Annotated in this window: 15 protein-coding genes; 12 read left to right on the top strand and 3 right to left on the bottom strand. The window is 63.0% G+C overall.

Annotation, left to right across the window (positions count from 1 at the left end; genetic code table 11):
* Positions 1-22: 22 nt before the first annotated feature.
* The 12 genes from AC6H0N_RS11390 to AC6H0N_RS11335 all read left to right on the top strand — a co-directional run bounded on the left by AC6H0N_RS11390 (position 23) and on the right by AC6H0N_RS11335 (position 11,896).
* Positions 23-1,999 (top strand): sensor domain-containing diguanylate cyclase, encoded by a 1,977-nt coding sequence (locus AC6H0N_RS11390; RefSeq protein WP_497574227.1) that lies wholly within the window; start codon positions 23-25, stop codon positions 1,997-1,999.
* Positions 2,000-2,119: 120 nt separating this feature from the next.
* Positions 2,120-2,437 carry a flagellar transcriptional regulator FlhD gene (flhD, locus tag AC6H0N_RS11385; protein ID WP_497574226.1) on the top strand — a complete coding sequence of 106 codons (318 nt, stop codon included), beginning with the start codon at positions 2,120-2,122 and terminating at the stop codon, positions 2,435-2,437.
* Between the two features lie 10 nt (positions 2,438-2,447).
* Positions 2,448-3,020 (top strand): flagellar transcriptional regulator FlhC, encoded by a 573-nt coding sequence (flhC, locus tag AC6H0N_RS11380; RefSeq protein WP_497574225.1) that lies wholly within the window; start codon positions 2,448-2,450, stop codon positions 3,018-3,020.
* 149 nt (positions 3,021-3,169) lie between these two features.
* Positions 3,170-4,024 (top strand): flagellar motor stator protein MotA, encoded by an 855-nt coding sequence (motA, locus tag AC6H0N_RS11375; protein WP_497574224.1) that lies wholly within the window; start codon positions 3,170-3,172, stop codon positions 4,022-4,024.
* Between the two features lie 47 nt (positions 4,025-4,071).
* Positions 4,072-5,049 carry a flagellar motor protein MotB gene (motB, locus tag AC6H0N_RS11370; RefSeq protein ID WP_497574223.1) on the top strand — a complete coding sequence of 326 codons (978 nt, stop codon included), beginning with the start codon at positions 4,072-4,074 and terminating at the stop codon, positions 5,047-5,049.
* Between the two features lie 30 nt (positions 5,050-5,079).
* Positions 5,080-5,967: a CheR family methyltransferase gene (locus AC6H0N_RS11365; protein ID WP_497574222.1), complete on the top strand. Its 888-nt coding sequence runs from the start codon at positions 5,080-5,082 to the stop codon at positions 5,965-5,967.
* Position 5,968: 1 nt separating this feature from the next.
* Positions 5,969-6,604: a CheB methylesterase domain-containing protein gene (locus AC6H0N_RS11360; RefSeq protein ID WP_497574221.1), complete on the top strand. Its 636-nt coding sequence runs from the start codon at positions 5,969-5,971 to the stop codon at positions 6,602-6,604.
* 89 nt (positions 6,605-6,693) lie between these two features.
* Positions 6,694-7,653 carry a chemotaxis protein gene (locus tag AC6H0N_RS11355; RefSeq protein ID WP_497574220.1) on the top strand — a complete coding sequence of 320 codons (960 nt, stop codon included), beginning with the start codon at positions 6,694-6,696 and terminating at the stop codon, positions 7,651-7,653.
* A gap of 9 nt (positions 7,654-7,662) precedes the next feature.
* Complete coding sequence (locus AC6H0N_RS11350) at positions 7,663-8,613, top strand: chemotaxis protein (protein ID WP_497574219.1); 951 nt, start codon at positions 7,663-7,665, stop codon at positions 8,611-8,613.
* A gap of 35 nt (positions 8,614-8,648) precedes the next feature.
* The gene (gene cheY / locus AC6H0N_RS11345) at positions 8,649-9,038 is read left to right on the top strand and encodes a chemotaxis response regulator CheY (protein WP_497574218.1); all 390 of its coding nucleotides are present in this window, start codon (positions 8,649-8,651) and stop codon (positions 9,036-9,038) included.
* A 44-nt stretch (positions 9,039-9,082) separates the two neighbouring features.
* The gene (gene cheZ, locus AC6H0N_RS11340; RefSeq protein ID WP_497574217.1) at positions 9,083-9,943 is read left to right on the top strand and encodes a protein phosphatase CheZ; all 861 of its coding nucleotides are present in this window, start codon (positions 9,083-9,085) and stop codon (positions 9,941-9,943) included.
* A 63-nt stretch (positions 9,944-10,006) separates the two neighbouring features.
* Positions 10,007-11,896 (top strand): chemotaxis protein CheA, encoded by a 1,890-nt coding sequence (locus AC6H0N_RS11335; RefSeq protein ID WP_497574216.1) that lies wholly within the window; start codon positions 10,007-10,009, stop codon positions 11,894-11,896.
* A gap of 64 nt (positions 11,897-11,960) precedes the next feature.
* On the opposite strand, the gene tal is transcribed toward AC6H0N_RS11335, so the two are convergent.
* The 3 genes from tal to AC6H0N_RS11320 are packed head-to-tail and all read right to left on the bottom strand — an operon-like array spanning position 11,961 to position 14,451.
* Complete coding sequence (tal, locus tag AC6H0N_RS11330; RefSeq protein WP_497574215.1) at positions 11,961-13,037, bottom strand: transaldolase; 1,077 nt, start codon at positions 13,035-13,037, stop codon at positions 11,961-11,963.
* Complete coding sequence (locus AC6H0N_RS11325; protein WP_497574214.1) at positions 13,034-13,810, bottom strand: pseudouridine synthase; 777 nt, start codon at positions 13,808-13,810, stop codon at positions 13,034-13,036. Before AC6H0N_RS11325 ends, tal begins: the two co-directional genes overlap by 4 nt.
* Positions 13,811-13,863: 53 nt before the next feature.
* Positions 13,864-14,451 carry a superoxide dismutase gene (locus AC6H0N_RS11320; protein WP_497574213.1) on the bottom strand — a complete coding sequence of 196 codons (588 nt, stop codon included), beginning with the start codon at positions 14,449-14,451 and terminating at the stop codon, positions 13,864-13,866.
* Positions 14,452-14,492: the final 41 nt, after the last annotated feature.

Below are 14,492 nucleotides of genomic sequence, written 5' to 3'. Positions count from 1 at the left end.
CAATACTCCGGAAATGGAAGGTATGGAGCCAGTAGATAAACTCATCGAAACCGGACGCGGAAAATCTGCGTTCGAGCTGCTGCATGCCTCCGGACGCCTGCCGTCACCACGCGGCGCAGCGACGCGGGTGATCCAGCTGACGCGCCAGGACGAGGTGTCCATTCCTGAACTGGCGCGCGCCATTGGTGGAGACCCCGCATTCGTCGGGCGTGTGCTCAAGGCGGCCAATGGCTTGCTGAACGGCACACGTCGGCCGGTCTTGTCGGTGGCGGAGGCCCTGATGGTGCTTGGCGTGCCGGCTGTGCGCGCGCTGGCGACGGGGTTTGCGCTGTTGTCGGATCATCGCAAGGGGCGTTGCCCGGCGTTCGATTACGAGCGCTACTGGGGTTCTTCGATTGCGTTGGCGCTGGGCATGCAGGCGGTTGTCGGGCATACGCGTGCTGCCGCCAGTGACGAGGCATTCAGTCTCGGCTTGTTGATGCGGGTCGGCGAGCTGGCTCTGGCGACCGTTTATCCGGACGAGTACGCGGGCTTGCTCGATCAGCCTTACGCGGACCGTGAGGTGCTGCTCGCAGCGGAGAAGGACGCTTTCGCCATTCATCACGGCGAACTCGGCGCCGAAATGGTCGAGCACTGGGGCGTGCCCTCAATCTTTAGCCAGGTTGTGCGTCATGCCGATTGCCCGGAACAGGCGGGTTTCGAGCCCGGCAGTCGGCGCGGTCGCCTGCTTGAGTCCGTTGCGCTGGCACGCATCTTTTCTGATTTCTGTCTTGCCGAGGACGTTCGCCGTCTCCAGCTGCTCGAAACCATGCAGGTTCGGGGTGAGGCGCTCGGCATCCTGCAAGACGAGATGCTCGCGGACGTTTCGCGCATGTTCGGCCTGTGGGTCGAATGGATGGATCTGCTGCAGCTTGATCCGCGTGTTTCGCGCAGCTTCCCCGAGATTTCCGTGCCGGACCCTGCTTCCGCATCCGGATCGCAAGTGCACGCGCTGTCGCAATCCGATCGAGGCCGCGAACGTCTGGCGGTTCCGGTGGCACCGGACAAGCCGCTGGTGCTGGTCGTCGATCGCGAGAGCGGGCGACGTCGCCAGGTTGTCGAGCTCTTGAGGGCAGAGGATTGTTCGGTGGTCGAGAGCGGCGACGTAAGTGACGCACTGGAATTCGCACTCGAGTTGCAGCCGCACATGATGGTGCTGGGGTGCGCCGACGCAAGCGCCGAGGTCAACGACCTTGTCGCGGCATTGCGCCGCACCAGCGCCGGGCGGGTGATGCACCTGCTGCTGAGGGTTGTCGAGCGCAGTGATGACGCACTGGTCATGTTGCTGGAGGCCGGGGGCGACGATGCCGTGCCGATGGATGCCGTGCCCCGGTTGCTGCAGGCACGCCTGCGCGCAGGGCTTCGTGAGGTGCGTCTGCAGCGTGAGTTGGAGCACGATCGGCAGGAGTTGCATGGTTTTGCCGCGCAACTGGCCATCACCAACCGGCGTTTGCAGGATATGGCGCTGACCGATCCGCTGACCGGATTTCGCAACCGTCGCTACGCGATGGACCGACTTGAGCAGGAGTGGGCGGTGGCCGAGCGCAGCGGTCGGCCGCTGTCATGTCTGGCGATCGACGTCGATTATCTTAAGGAAATCAACGACCGCTTTGGCCATGACGCCGGAGACGCTGCGTTGAGTCACGTGGCGAACACGCTGCGCAAGGCGTTGCGCGTACATGACGTGATCTGTCGCATCGGCGGGGATGAGTTTCTGGTCATCTGTCCGGGGGCTGACCTCGATGCGGTGCTGGCCGGCGCGGAGCGCGCGCGGCGTGCGGTACGCGAGGCGCCACTCGATTTTGCCGGGGTCGTGGCGCCTTTGAGCGTGAGTATCGGTGCCGCCGAGCTGCGTCCGGAGGTGGAGAACGCAGCCGCCTTGATCAAGCTCGCAGACCAGGGGGCCTACGTATCGAAGCAGGGCGGGCGCAATGCCATCCATGCGGTTCAGCGAGTCTGATCGGCGGCGCTCAACCCTGCAGTGCCTGTGGTTTTTTTGCCATCAGAAGATGTGTCTGGTTGTGTTCGGTGAGAAATCACTTTAAGTTCGAGGCGTACGCATTTCAAAGCGCCGACATAGTTGAAGCGAAGCGATTACCAAGACGATATCCGGGAACTCAATCTTGCGTATCTGATGCTTGCGCAAAAGATGCTGCGTGAGGATCGGGAAACCGCAATGTTCCGGCTTGGCATCGGTGATGCAGTAGCCGATCTGCTCATCACGATGTCGGCGGCACGCCTGGTGCGCATGGCCAGCAGCCAGATGGTGTTGCCGGCATTCCGCTTTGATGATGCATTGCTTGCGGGGCTGCTCGCAGGGGAAGGACGGGATGCCGCCAGTTCGAGCATCCATGCTGCCATCGTGGCGGCCAGCAAACCGACGGATGAATCGTCGTGAGGAATTGGAAATGAAGAACAAGAGCGTGATCGCGGATGCCGAAGACGTCCGTCGTGCCGTCGAGATGGTGAGCCTGGGAGCCCGCATGCAGATGCTCGAGGCCGAAACCGGTCTCAGCCGCGAGCGGCTGCTCAAGATCTACAAGGAAGTGCGCGGCATGTCGCCGCCCAAGGGCATGCTGCCGTTCTCCACTGACTGGTTCATGGCGTGGCAGCCGAATGTGCACGGTTCGCTGTTCATGGCTTTTCACGCTTATTTCCGCCAGCGTTCCAGCCTGAGTTCGCTCGATGCCGTGATCAAGGCCTATCACCTGTATCTCGATCATATTGATGCGGCTGCTCTGGAGCCGGTGTTGAGCATCACGCGGGCCTGGACGCTGGTGCGTTTCTTCGACGCCGACATGATGCAGCTCGCGCCATGCACCAGCTGCGGCGGCAAGTACGTCGCGCATGCTTACGATCCGGTGCACGATTACACCTGCGGTCTGTGCAACATGCCGTCGCGTGCCGGCAAGGGCAAAAAGCAGGGCAAGGTCAGTATCAATGCCCGCGCAGTGCGCGGCCGGGCCGCCGTAGTGGAGTGACCGGTCCATCGGTCCGTTAAAAAAGGCCGCCTGCGGGCGGCTTTTTTTCGGTCAAGTTTCCCTGGGTCGAACCGTTACTTTAAGATACCGTTCCCGGCTAGGCGTGCGCTCCGGGGTTTGTTTGTGCATGTAGCGGTCGAGGTGTCTGGGTGCTTCTACTCGTCGGATATGTAATCGTTCTGCTAGCCTCGATCGGCACCTACGCCGTGCACGGCAGCCTGATGGCGCTGTGGGTGCCGCTGGAGTACATCGCGATCTTCGGCCTCATGGTCGGCGGATTCATTGCCGGGAACTCCCCGCGCATCATGAAGGCGACATTGGGTGCATTGCCCAGCGTGCTCAAGGGGCAGCGCTACAACAAGGCGCTGTACATGAACCTGCTGGCGCTGATGTACGAAGTGCTGGCAAAGGTGCGCAAGGAAGGCCTCATGGCAATTGAGGCCGACATCGAGAACCCCGAAGCCAGCACGCTCTTCTCCAAGTATCCCGACGTCGTGGCCGACCACCACGCTGTCGAGTTCCTGACCGATTACCTGCGCATGATGGTTGGCGGCAACCTCAACGCCTTCGAGATCGAGGCCTTGATGGATGTCGAGATCGAGACCCACCACCACGAGGCACAAGGGCCGTCGGATGTCATGGCCAAGGTCGGTGATGCCCTGCCGGCGTTCGGTATCGTCGTGGCGGTGATGGGGGTGGTCAACGTCATGGGCTCGGTGGGTGAGCCGCCGGCAGTGCTGGGCAAGATGCTCGGTGGCGCGCTGGTGGGTACCTTCCTCGGCATTTTGCTGTCCTACGGATTCGTGCAGCCGATTTCGAGTCAGCTTGCGCAACGCGTCGAAGCCGAGGGCAAGATCTATCAATGCATCAAGGTCGTGCTGCTGGCCAGCATGAATGGCTATGCGCCGCAGGTGGCCGTGGAGTTTGGCCGCAAGGTGCTGTTTGCCTCCGACCGCCCGACCTTCCTCGAGCTTGAGGAAGACATCAAGAGCCGCAAGAAGTGAGCATGAGCGACGAGCGCCGGATTTCCAGTGCGACGTCGGCCTGAGCGATGAGCGACGATACCCAGCAGCCAATCGTTGTCCGCCGTGTGAACAAGGGCGGGCATGGGGGCCACCACGGCGGGGCGTGGAAGATCGCCTATGCCGACTTCGTGACCGCGATGATGGCCTTCTTCCTGCTGCTGTGGCTGCTCGGTTCGACGGCCGACGGCGACCTCAAGGGGATCGCCGACTTCTTTCAGAGCCCCTTGAAGGTAAGCCAGAGTGGTGGCAGCGGCGCGGGCGACAGCTCCAGCATCATTCCCGGTGGCGGCGAGGATCTTTCGCGGTCGGTCGGTCAGGTCAAGCGCGGAGACGTCGAGCCGCAACGTCGCATGATCAACCTGGAGGCAGCGCGTGCGCGCGAAGCCGTGCCGGTGGATGTCGAGGGACAGGATTCGCGCGAGCGCGCCCGTCTGGTGAGCATGAAGGGGCGCATCGAGGCTTTGATTGAGGCCAACCCCAATCTGCGTGCCTTCCGCGACCAGATCCTGATCGACATCACGCCTGAGGGACTGCGGGTACAGATCGTCGACGAGCAGAACCGGCCGATGTTCGACCTGTCGAGCGCCGAGCTGCGTCCCCATACGCGCGAGTTGCTGCGGGCCGTCGGCAGGGCGCTCAACGATCTGCCCAACCGCCTGAGCCTTTCCGGGCACACCGACGCCAAGCCGTTTGCGGGGGGCGATCGCGGCTTTTCCAACTGGGAATTGTCGGCCAACCGGGCCAACGCCTCGCGCCGCGAGTTGATCGCCGGCGGGCTGGATCCGGCCAAGGTCCTGCGCGTGGTCGGGCTCGCCGAAACGATCCCGTTCAACGTCGAGGACCCTCTCGACCCATCCAATCGACGTATCACCATCATCGTCATGAACAAGCGCACCGAGGATGCCGTGCTCGGTATTACGCCCGAGGCCACGGCCGAGCCCGCTGCGGCAGTGCAGGAACCCGACCCGGAGAGTCTGCTCGACTCGATTGAACGGGCCCAGTAGCCCCCGCCAGAACATCAAGGAAGCAAGCGCATGAGCATTCAGGATCGCAGGACCGGAGCGCCACAGGCCGGTACGCGGCCGCCATCGCCCGCGACAGGTTCGGCGCATGCCGCGGGGGGGCGCGAGTTCGCGTTCTCTTCGGAGGATTTCGAGCGCATTCGAAAACTGATCCACGATCACGTCGGCATCGCGTTGTCGCCGGCCAAGCAGGACATGGTCTACAGCCGGCTGACACGGCGCTTGCGCCAATGCGGCGAGACCACCTTTGCGGGCTATCTGGCGCGGTTGGAGCGGGATCGTCCGGAGTGGGAAGCCTTCGTGAACTCGCTCACGACCAACCTCACCTCGTTCTTTCGCGAGGCGCATCACTTCGACATCCTCATCGAACAGCTACGAACCATCGGTTCGGGTCGGCGCAGCACGATCTGGTGCTGTGCCGCGTCCACCGGAGAAGAGCCGTATTCGCTGGCGATCGCGGCCTGTGAGGCCTTCAAGACGCTCAATCCGCCGGTCACCATTCTGGCCAGCGACGTCAATACCGAAGTGCTCGTGACGGCGCGACGTGGCATCTACGAGCAGGATCGCGTGGCGCGCATGTCGCCGACACGACTGCAGCAGTACTTCACGCGCGAGGCCGACGGCTGCGTCAAGGTCAAACCGGAGTTGCAGCGCTTGATCACCTTTCGTCCAATCAACCTGCTGGAGTCCAACTGGGGGGTGCGCGGCCCGCTGGACGCGATCTTCTGCCGCAACGTCATGATCTATTTTGACAAGCCGACCCAGTACGCCATCCTGAAGCGTTTTGCGCCGCTGCTCGGTCGCGATGGTTCGCTGTACGCCGGGCACTCCGAAAGTTTCCAGCACGCAGCCGACCTGTTCCGTCTGGTGGGGCGCACCGTATATACCCCGGTGGCGTGAGATGAGTACCTCGCGTGCCAAAGTTCGTACCCACGTCTGCATCGGCGCGTCGACCGGTGGAACGGAGGCCGTCAAGGTGGTGCTGCAGGGCTTTTCTGCCGACATGCCGCCGGTGCTGATCGTGCAGCACATGCCCGAGATGTTCACCGGTACCTTCGCCAAGCGCCTGGACACGGTCTGCGCCATTCGCGTCAAGGAAGCGGAAGACGGCGAGCGTGTGCAGCGCGGCACCGCCTATATCGCGCCGGGCCACTCGCACCTGTCGGTGCGCAAAACGGGCGGTAATCTGGTGTGCAGGCTTGAGCGCAGCGACCCGGTCAACCGGCACCGTCCTTCGGTGGATGTCCTGTTCCGTTCGGCCGCGCGCGAGTTGGGTGATGCGGCAGTCGGCGTGCTGCTTACCGGCATGGGCAAGGATGGCGCCGACGGCTTGCTGCAGATGCACCGCGCGGGCGCCTGGACGATTGCCCAGGACGAGGGATCAAGCGTGGTCTACGGTATGCCTCGAGAGGCCGTGGCGCTGGGGGCCGCGCACGAGGTCTTGCCGCTCGACCAGATTGCTTCGCACGTCTTGCGGCACACCGGATTCATGTGGGGTGCACAATCGACTAAAGAAATCGGATCGATCGACCGATAAGTAGTCAGACACGGTGGTCGAAGCATGTCGCAGCGCGGCCTGTGAGGCATCCGACCCCTTGAAACAGACCGCTCAGTGCGGAGAGTGAAATGTCAAACCTGTTCAGCAACATCGAGGCGCGTACGCGTCTGGCCGGCACGAACAAACTGGAAATCCTGTTGTTCACGCTCGGACATGACTCGCGCACGGGGCGCAAGGAAACCTTTGGCATCAACGTGTTCAAGGTGCGCGAAGTGATGCGTACCCCGGAGATCACGTCTGCGCCCGAGATGCCCGACTGCGTCGAAGGCATGGTCAGCCTGCGTGGCACGCTGGTGCCGGTGGTTGATCTGGCCAAGTACGTCGGGATCAACGCCGACACCCCGCGCGGCATCATGATCGTCACCGAGTACAACGGCCACACCCAGGGCTTTCTGGTCGAGGCGGTCGATACCATCCTGCGACTGGACTGGGCCCAGATGCGTGTGCCGCCGGAAATGCTGACGGCCAAGATGGGCGGGCTGGTCACCGCGATCACCGAGCTCCCGGATAACCGTCTGGTGATGATGCTCGACGTCGAAAAGGTGCTGGCGGAAACGGCCAAGTACGACGAGGCCATGTTGTTCAGCGGCATCGAGCCGGTGGAGGACGAGCGCATGGTGGTCTTCGCCGATGACTCAGCGGTTGCACGCGGACAGATCGAGAAGACCCTCAACGTGCTCGAGATCAAGTACGTCAGCGCCATCAATGGTCGTCGTGCGGTCGAGGAGCTGCAGAAGATTGCTGCGCATGCGGTGGCCACTGGCCGCACTGTGCGTGAGCTGGTCAGCGTGATCCTGACCGACGTCGAGATGCCCGAGATGGACGGCTACATCCTGACCAAGACGATCAAGTCCGATTCCCGCTTTGCCGGCATCCCGATCGTCATGCATTCATCCTTGTCAGGCATGTCAAACCAGACGCTGGGGAAATCGGTCGGGGTGGACGAATACGTGTCCAAATTTGAACCTCAGCGGCTTGCCGCGACCCTGCGACGCATGATTGCCGAAAGCCGTCCGGATCGGAAATGAGGAGTGATCATGTCTGAAACCAAATCCACGCCCAGCGCGCTGTTTGATGCCGTCGATGCACGCGCCAGTCTCGCCGGTTCCAACCGGATGGAGATCCTGCTGTTCACGCTCGGCACGGGCGAGACCTTCGGCATCAACGTGTTCAAGGTGCGCGAGGTGTCGGCGACGCCCTTCATCACGCGCTCGCCCAACATGCCAACCGGTGTCGAAGGGCTGATCTCGCTGCGCGGCAACGTCATTCCGGTGTTGTCTCTGGCCAAGATCATGGGGCTCGCCGGGCCCGACAGCGACCTTGGCAGCTCGATGATGGTGACCGAATACAGCAAGCGCACCCTGGGCTTTCTGGTCAGCGAGGTGGATCGCATCGTGCGCGTCGAATGGGATCGTGTGCGGGCGCCGGACAACATGGGCGGTTCGGGCAACAGCTACATCACGGCCATCACGGAACTGCAAGACGGCACGCTGGTGTCCATCGTGGACGTCGAGACGGTGTTGGCCAACACGTTTGGCGAAGCCGTTGTCGGCGCCATTGCACCGATTCATGGCGGTCACGATCGCAACGTCTTCTTTGTCGACGACTCTGCCGTGGCGCGCCGCAAGATCACCGAGGTGCTCGACAAGCTCGGCGTCAAGCACAAGCATGCGGTCAATGGCCTCGAAGCCTGGAACCGCCTCGACAACATGGCGGCGCACGCGCAACAGGTCGGGCGTCATGTCGGCGACGAAGTCGACGTGATCCTGGTTGATGCGGAGATGCCCGAAATGGACGGCTATGTGCTTACCCGGCGCGTCAAGACCGACCACCGATTTGAAGGAATTCCCGTAGTCATGCACTCCTCGCTGTCGTCGCAGGCCAACCGCGCGATGGGCAAGCAGGTCGGGGTGGACAGCTACGTGGCAAAATTCGACGCTGACGCGCTGGCCGATACCTTGCGCCCCTTGTTGGTCAGGGGCCATTGAGCACTTGTGGCCGGCACGAGATAACGGAGAACTGAATGTCTGACCCCAAGATGAAATTCCTCGTCGTCGACGATTTTTCGACCATGCGCCGCATCGTGCGCAATCTGTTGAAGGAACTCGGCTACACCAACGTGGACGAGGCCGAAGACGGTCTGGTGGCCCTGCAGAAGCTTGAATCCGGCGGTTTCGACTTTGTCGTGACCGACTGGAACATGCCGAACATGGACGGCCTCACCCTGCTGCAGAACATCCGCAAGACCAATACCTTGAAGCATCTGCCGGTGTTGATGATCACGGCCGAAGCCAAGAAGGAAAACATCATCGCGGCCGCCCAGGCGGGTGCGAGCGGCTACATCGTCAAGCCCTTCACGGCCGCCACGATGGCCGAAAAACTGCAGAAGATCTTCGAGAAGATGGGCCAGTAAGCGCGCCCCGCGACGGGTGGTGAGCAAGGTAGGGGAGCCTCAGAATGACCAGAAAACAGAAAACAGACGAGATCGGTGACAACGACGACCTGCAGGCGCTGTTTGACAGCATCGCCTCGGACGTCTCGGAGCCCGAGCCCGAAGCCAAGGCCGCGCCTGTTGCGCCGGCGGCATCCGCCGGAAGTGACGACGACAGTCTGCAAGCGTTGTTCGACGAAGTTTCGGCGACCTTCGAAACCGTCGCTGTAGCCGAAACTGCTACGCCCGCCGCAGCCGCCGGGGACGAAGCCACCGAAGAAGGCGGTGAAGTCTTCAACCGCATCGGGCAGATGACCCGTCAGGTCCACGACACCTTGCGTGCCCTGGGGCTGGACAGCGAATCCCTGACCGATGCCGTGCAAGGCATTCCGGACGCGCGCCAGCGCCTGAGCTATATCGCCCACATGACCGAGCAGGCCGCCTCGCGCGTGCTCAACGCCACCGATCTGGTGCAGCCGCTGCAAGACAAGATGCTCAGCGATGCCGAGATGCTCGAGACGCGCTGGAACCGCCTGTTCAACAATGATCTGTCGGTCGAGGATTTCAAGCTGCTGGCAGGTGAGACGCGTGATTTCCTGGGTCAGGTGCGCTCGACCGGCGAGGCCACCAACGCGCAGTTGATGGAAATCATGATGGCGCAGGATTTCCAGGATCTGACCGGCCAGGTCATCAAGAAGGTGGTGGATCTGGCCCAGGCTCTGGAAACCGAACTGCTGCAACTGCTTATCGAGACCATGCCGGAAGAGAAGCGTCCGGCCACCAAGAATGACGGGCTGATGAACGGGCCGGTGATGGATTCCAGCCGCTCGGACGTCGTCAATACCCAGGAGCAGGTCGACGACCTGCTCGACAGCCTCGGATTCTGATCCGGACCGAGGCGACGCGTCCGCACCCGCAAGGGCCGGACGCCCAGATGAAGCGAGACGATCATGAGTGATTTCGCGGGAATGGAAGATCTGCTGCAGGACTTCCTGATCGAGGCGGGAGACCTGCTGTCGGGTGTCGACAACAAGCTGGTCGATCTCGAGCGCACGCCCGATGACAAGGGGCTGCTGAACGACATCTTCCGGGGCTTCCACACCATCAAGGGTGGGGCGGGCTTTCTCAACGCCACGCATCTGGTGGCGCTGTGTCACCTTACCGAGAACCTGTTCGACAAGCTGCGCACCGGCGAAATCACGCTCGATCCCGAGATCATGGACGGGATTCTCGAGGCCACCGGTACCATCCGCGACATGTTCGGTCAGCTCTCGCAGGGCGTGCAGCCGTCGGCAGCAGACCCCGGCCTGATGGAGCGCCTGGGCATGGCCATTGACGGCAAGCTCAGCTCCGGTGCTGCGCCTGCCGCTGCGCCCAAGAAAGCCGCCAAGGCCAAACCGGCCGAGGGGGAGGGCAGCGATCCCGATTGGGAATTGCTGCACTCTGCCGCCACCGGTGGTGAGCTTGCCGTTACGGTGTCCGAGGAGCAGCGGCCGCCCGAAGATGTCATCCAGCAGGCGCTGGGTCGTCGCGCCACTGACCGCCCCGGTGGCGGCGGCCCCGTCGGCCGACGCGAAACCGAGCGCCAGCGCGACACCTCCATTCGCGTCGATACCGCGCGGCTGGATCAAGTGCTGAACCTGTCGGGCGAAATCGGCCTGACCAAGAACCGCCTGAACGCACTGCGCAGCGACATCCTGTCCGGACGCACCGACAACGAGACCCTGCATGCGCTCGATCTGGCCGTGAGTCAGCTTGACCTACTGGTGTCCGACCTGCAGAACGCGGTCATGAAAACCCGCATGCAGCCGATCGGTCGTCTGTTCCAGAAGTACCCGCGCATTGCCCGCGATCTGGCGCGCAACCTCGGCAAGGATGTCGAGCTGGAGCTGGTCGGCGAGGAAACCGAGATCGACAAGACCATGATCGAGGATCTTGGCGACCCGATCATCCACCTCATCCGCAACGCGGTTGACCACGGTGTCGAAGACCCGGCCGAGCGCCGCGCCAACGGCAAGCCGGTCAAGTCGGTCGTGCGCCTCGAAGCACGTCAGGAAGGCGATCACATCGTCATCGTCGTGGCCGACGATGGCCGCGGCATGAGCGCCGAGCGTCTGCGTGCCAAAGCGCTGGAGAAGGGTCTCATCAACGATGAGGAAGCCAACTCCATGGATGAGCGCCAGAGCTACAACCTGGTGTTCCTGCCCGGCTTCTCGACCGCTTCGGCGCTGACCGACGTGTCCGGCCGCGGTGTCGGCATGGACGTCGTGCGCACCAACATCCAGAAGCTCAACGGCAGCATTGATATCACCTCGCAGCCGGCCAAGGGCACGACCTTCATCATCAGCCTGCCGCTGACCCTGGCCATCCTGCCGGTGCTGCTGGTGCGTCTGGGCGAGCAGCCCTTCGCGGTGCCGCTGTCGATGGTGCGCGAGATCCTGCCGATCAGCGGCGACGACATCCGTGAAGTCGGTGGCCGCGCCACCATGGTCATCCGCGGCGAAGTGCTGCCGGTGCTGACGCTGGCCGGCCTGCTCGGCTGGCCGCTGTCGAACCGCCCGCAGTACGGCGTGCTGATGCACACCGCCGAGCTGTCCTTCATCCTCGCCGTGGATACCTTTGCCGGTCGCGAGGATGCGGTGATCAAGTCGCTCGACGACTTCCGCCCGAAGGGCGTGGCCGGTGTCACCACCCTGGCCAACGGCCAGATCGTGCTGATTCTCGACATGAAGGAGCTGCTCGGCAGCGCCGGCGACCAGCGCGGCATCTCGCGCAAGTTGCTGGTGGCGCCGTCGGCCCCGGCCGCGCCCAAGCAGTTGCCGTCGCCGACAGCGAACTGAAGCTGCGCCAAGGCGTAAAAAAACGGGGCCCCGCGGGGCCCCGTTTTCATTGCAGCCGGAATGCTCAGGCAGTCAGCTTGAGCAGCTCGGCAAAGGCCACGTCGAACTGCCGCAGCCCTTCTTCCTGCAGTTCCTGGCCGACTTCGGTCAGATCGATGCCCAGCGCGGACTGCGCCCGCAGGCAGGCTTCGGCTTCATCCACGCCTTGTTCGAGCGTGTTGGCGGCGTGACCATGGTCGCGCATTGCCGCCAGCGTTGCATCGGGCAGGGTGTTGACCGTTTCGGGGCCGATCAAGGGTTCGACGTACAGCAGGTCGCTGTATTCCGGGTTCTTGGTGCTGGTGCTGGCCCACAGCATGTACTGCGGCCGCGCTCCGTGCGCTGTGCAGTCTGCAAAGCCGGCTCCGTAAAAACGTTCGCGATAGCGCTGGTAGGCCAGCTTGGCGAGCGAGACGGCGGTGCGCCCGCGTAGCTTCAAAGCTTCGCCACCGAGAATCTCAAGCCGTTTGTCTACCCGCGCGTCAATGCGCGACAGAAACAGGCTGGCTACCGACGTGACCAGACGCGGGTCGCCGCCGATGGCAATCCAGCGACGGATTCCGCGCTCGTAGGCGGCCGCGACTTCGTCGACATGCTCCAGCGAGAACATCAGCGTCACGTTGACGCTGATGCCGAGCGCGACGAGGTTCTCGATGGCTTCGAGGCCGGCTGAGGTGGCCGGAACCTTGATCAGCAGGTTGGGACGTGCCACGGCAGCGTGCAGGCGCTCACCGGCGGCTTGAGTGCCTTCGGCGTCATGCGCCAGCGTCGGCGATACTTCCAGGCTGACGTAGCCGGCATCCGCGTGGCTTTCACGCCAGGTCGGCAGCAGCAGGTCGCAGGCGTGCTGTACGTCCGAAATCACCAGCTGTTCGTAGCGCTCTTCGGCGGACAGGGGTTGCTCGCGCAAGCGCGCGAGGTCGTCTTCGTAGTAGCGCCCGTCGGCAATGGCCTTGTGGAAGATGGCCGGATTGGTGGTGATGCCGGAAAGGCCGTCCTCTTTCACCAGGCGGGCCAGGTGGCCGTCATTGAGCAGGGTGCGCGAGAGGTTGTCGAGCCAGGCTTGCTGGCCGTGTTGCTTCATCTGGAGCAGCGGATTCATGAATCGTCGGGTCTGCAGTGGAGCGGGAGTTCATTGTGCCGTGATTCTGTTACAGCCGAAAGCGGGTTTTCTGCAAGAAAACCGTTCAGAACCTGCATGAAATCAGACGACGGCGGGCAGTCGATGGCGACCTCGTGGCCGTCCGCGGGGTGCGCAAAGCGCAGGCCGGTACACGCCAGCAGCTGGCGGGCCACGCCGTAGCGTTCGGCCAGCATGCGGTTGTGGCGCCCCTTGCCCCAGGTGGTGTCGCCGATGATGGGGTGCGAGATGTGTTTGAGGTGGCGCCGGATCTGGTGGCGACGGCCGGTTTCGGGCTCGAGTTCGAGCAGCGCGTAGCGACTCGTCGGGTAGCGGTCCACGCATACCGGCAGTTCGAAACTCGCCAGCCTCCGGTAATGCGTGATGGCATCCTGCAGCGGCCCGTCGGAACGTGCTGCGCCGGCTTCCTCGTCGCGGCGGATGAGCGCGTGGTCGATGGTGCCCGATTCGGGCGGATGGCCACGCACGATGGCGCGATAACGTTTGCCGACTTCACGCCGCTCGAAGGCGCCCGCCAGCGTAGCCGCGATTTCGCGCTCGAAGGCGAACAGCAGCACCCCGGAGGTGCCCTTGTCGAGACGGTGCGCCGCATACACGTGGCGCCCGGTCTGGTCGCGCACCATCTGCAGCGCAAAGCGTGTCTCGTGCCGGTCGAGCATCGAGCGATGCACGAGCAGGCCGGAGGGCTTATGTACGGCGACGAGCAGATCGTCCTGGTACAGAACTTTGAGCATGGGCAAATAAAAATGGCCCCTTGCGGGGCCATTCGTCCTGATCGCTTTGAAAATCAGCTGGCGAAGTTCTGCGCAGCGAAGTCCCAGTTGGCGAGGTGGTTCAGGAAGGTCGCGACGAAGTCCGGGCGACGGTTGCGGTAGTCGATGTAGTAGGCGTGTTCCCACACGTCGATACAGAGCAGGGCCTTGTCGCCGGTGGTCAGCGGGGTGCCGGCGGCGCCCATGTTGCTGATGTCGACCGAACCGTCAGCCTTCTTCACCAGCCAGGTCCAGCCCGAGCCGAAGTTGCCGACGGCGGAGGCAGAGAAGGCCTTCTTGAAGTCTTCGAAGGAGCCCCACTTGGCCTTGATGACGTCAGCCAGCGCACCGGTCGGCTCGCCGCCGCCGTTGGGCTTCATGCTGTGCCAGAAGAAGGTGTGGTTCCAGATCTGCGCGGAGTTGTTGTAGACGCCGCCGGCGGGAGCCTTCTTGATGATGGCTTCGAGCTCGAGGTCGGCGTATTCCGTGCCCTCGATGAGTTTGTTCAGGTTGGTCACATAGGCTTGATGGTGCTTGCCGTAGTGAAACTCCAGCGTTTCTTCGGAGATGTGCGGAGCCAGAGCGTTCTTGGCGTACGGAAGGGGCGGAAGCGTGTGTTCCATGAGTCTCTCCTTGGTGGTTTGTGAAGGATTTCGTCAGCGCG

The sequence above is a fragment of the Pseudazoarcus sp. NS34 genome (genome assembly GCF_059703725.1).
Note: the sequence above shows the minus strand (reverse complement) of the source record. Positions and strands in the feature narration are given on the sequence as shown.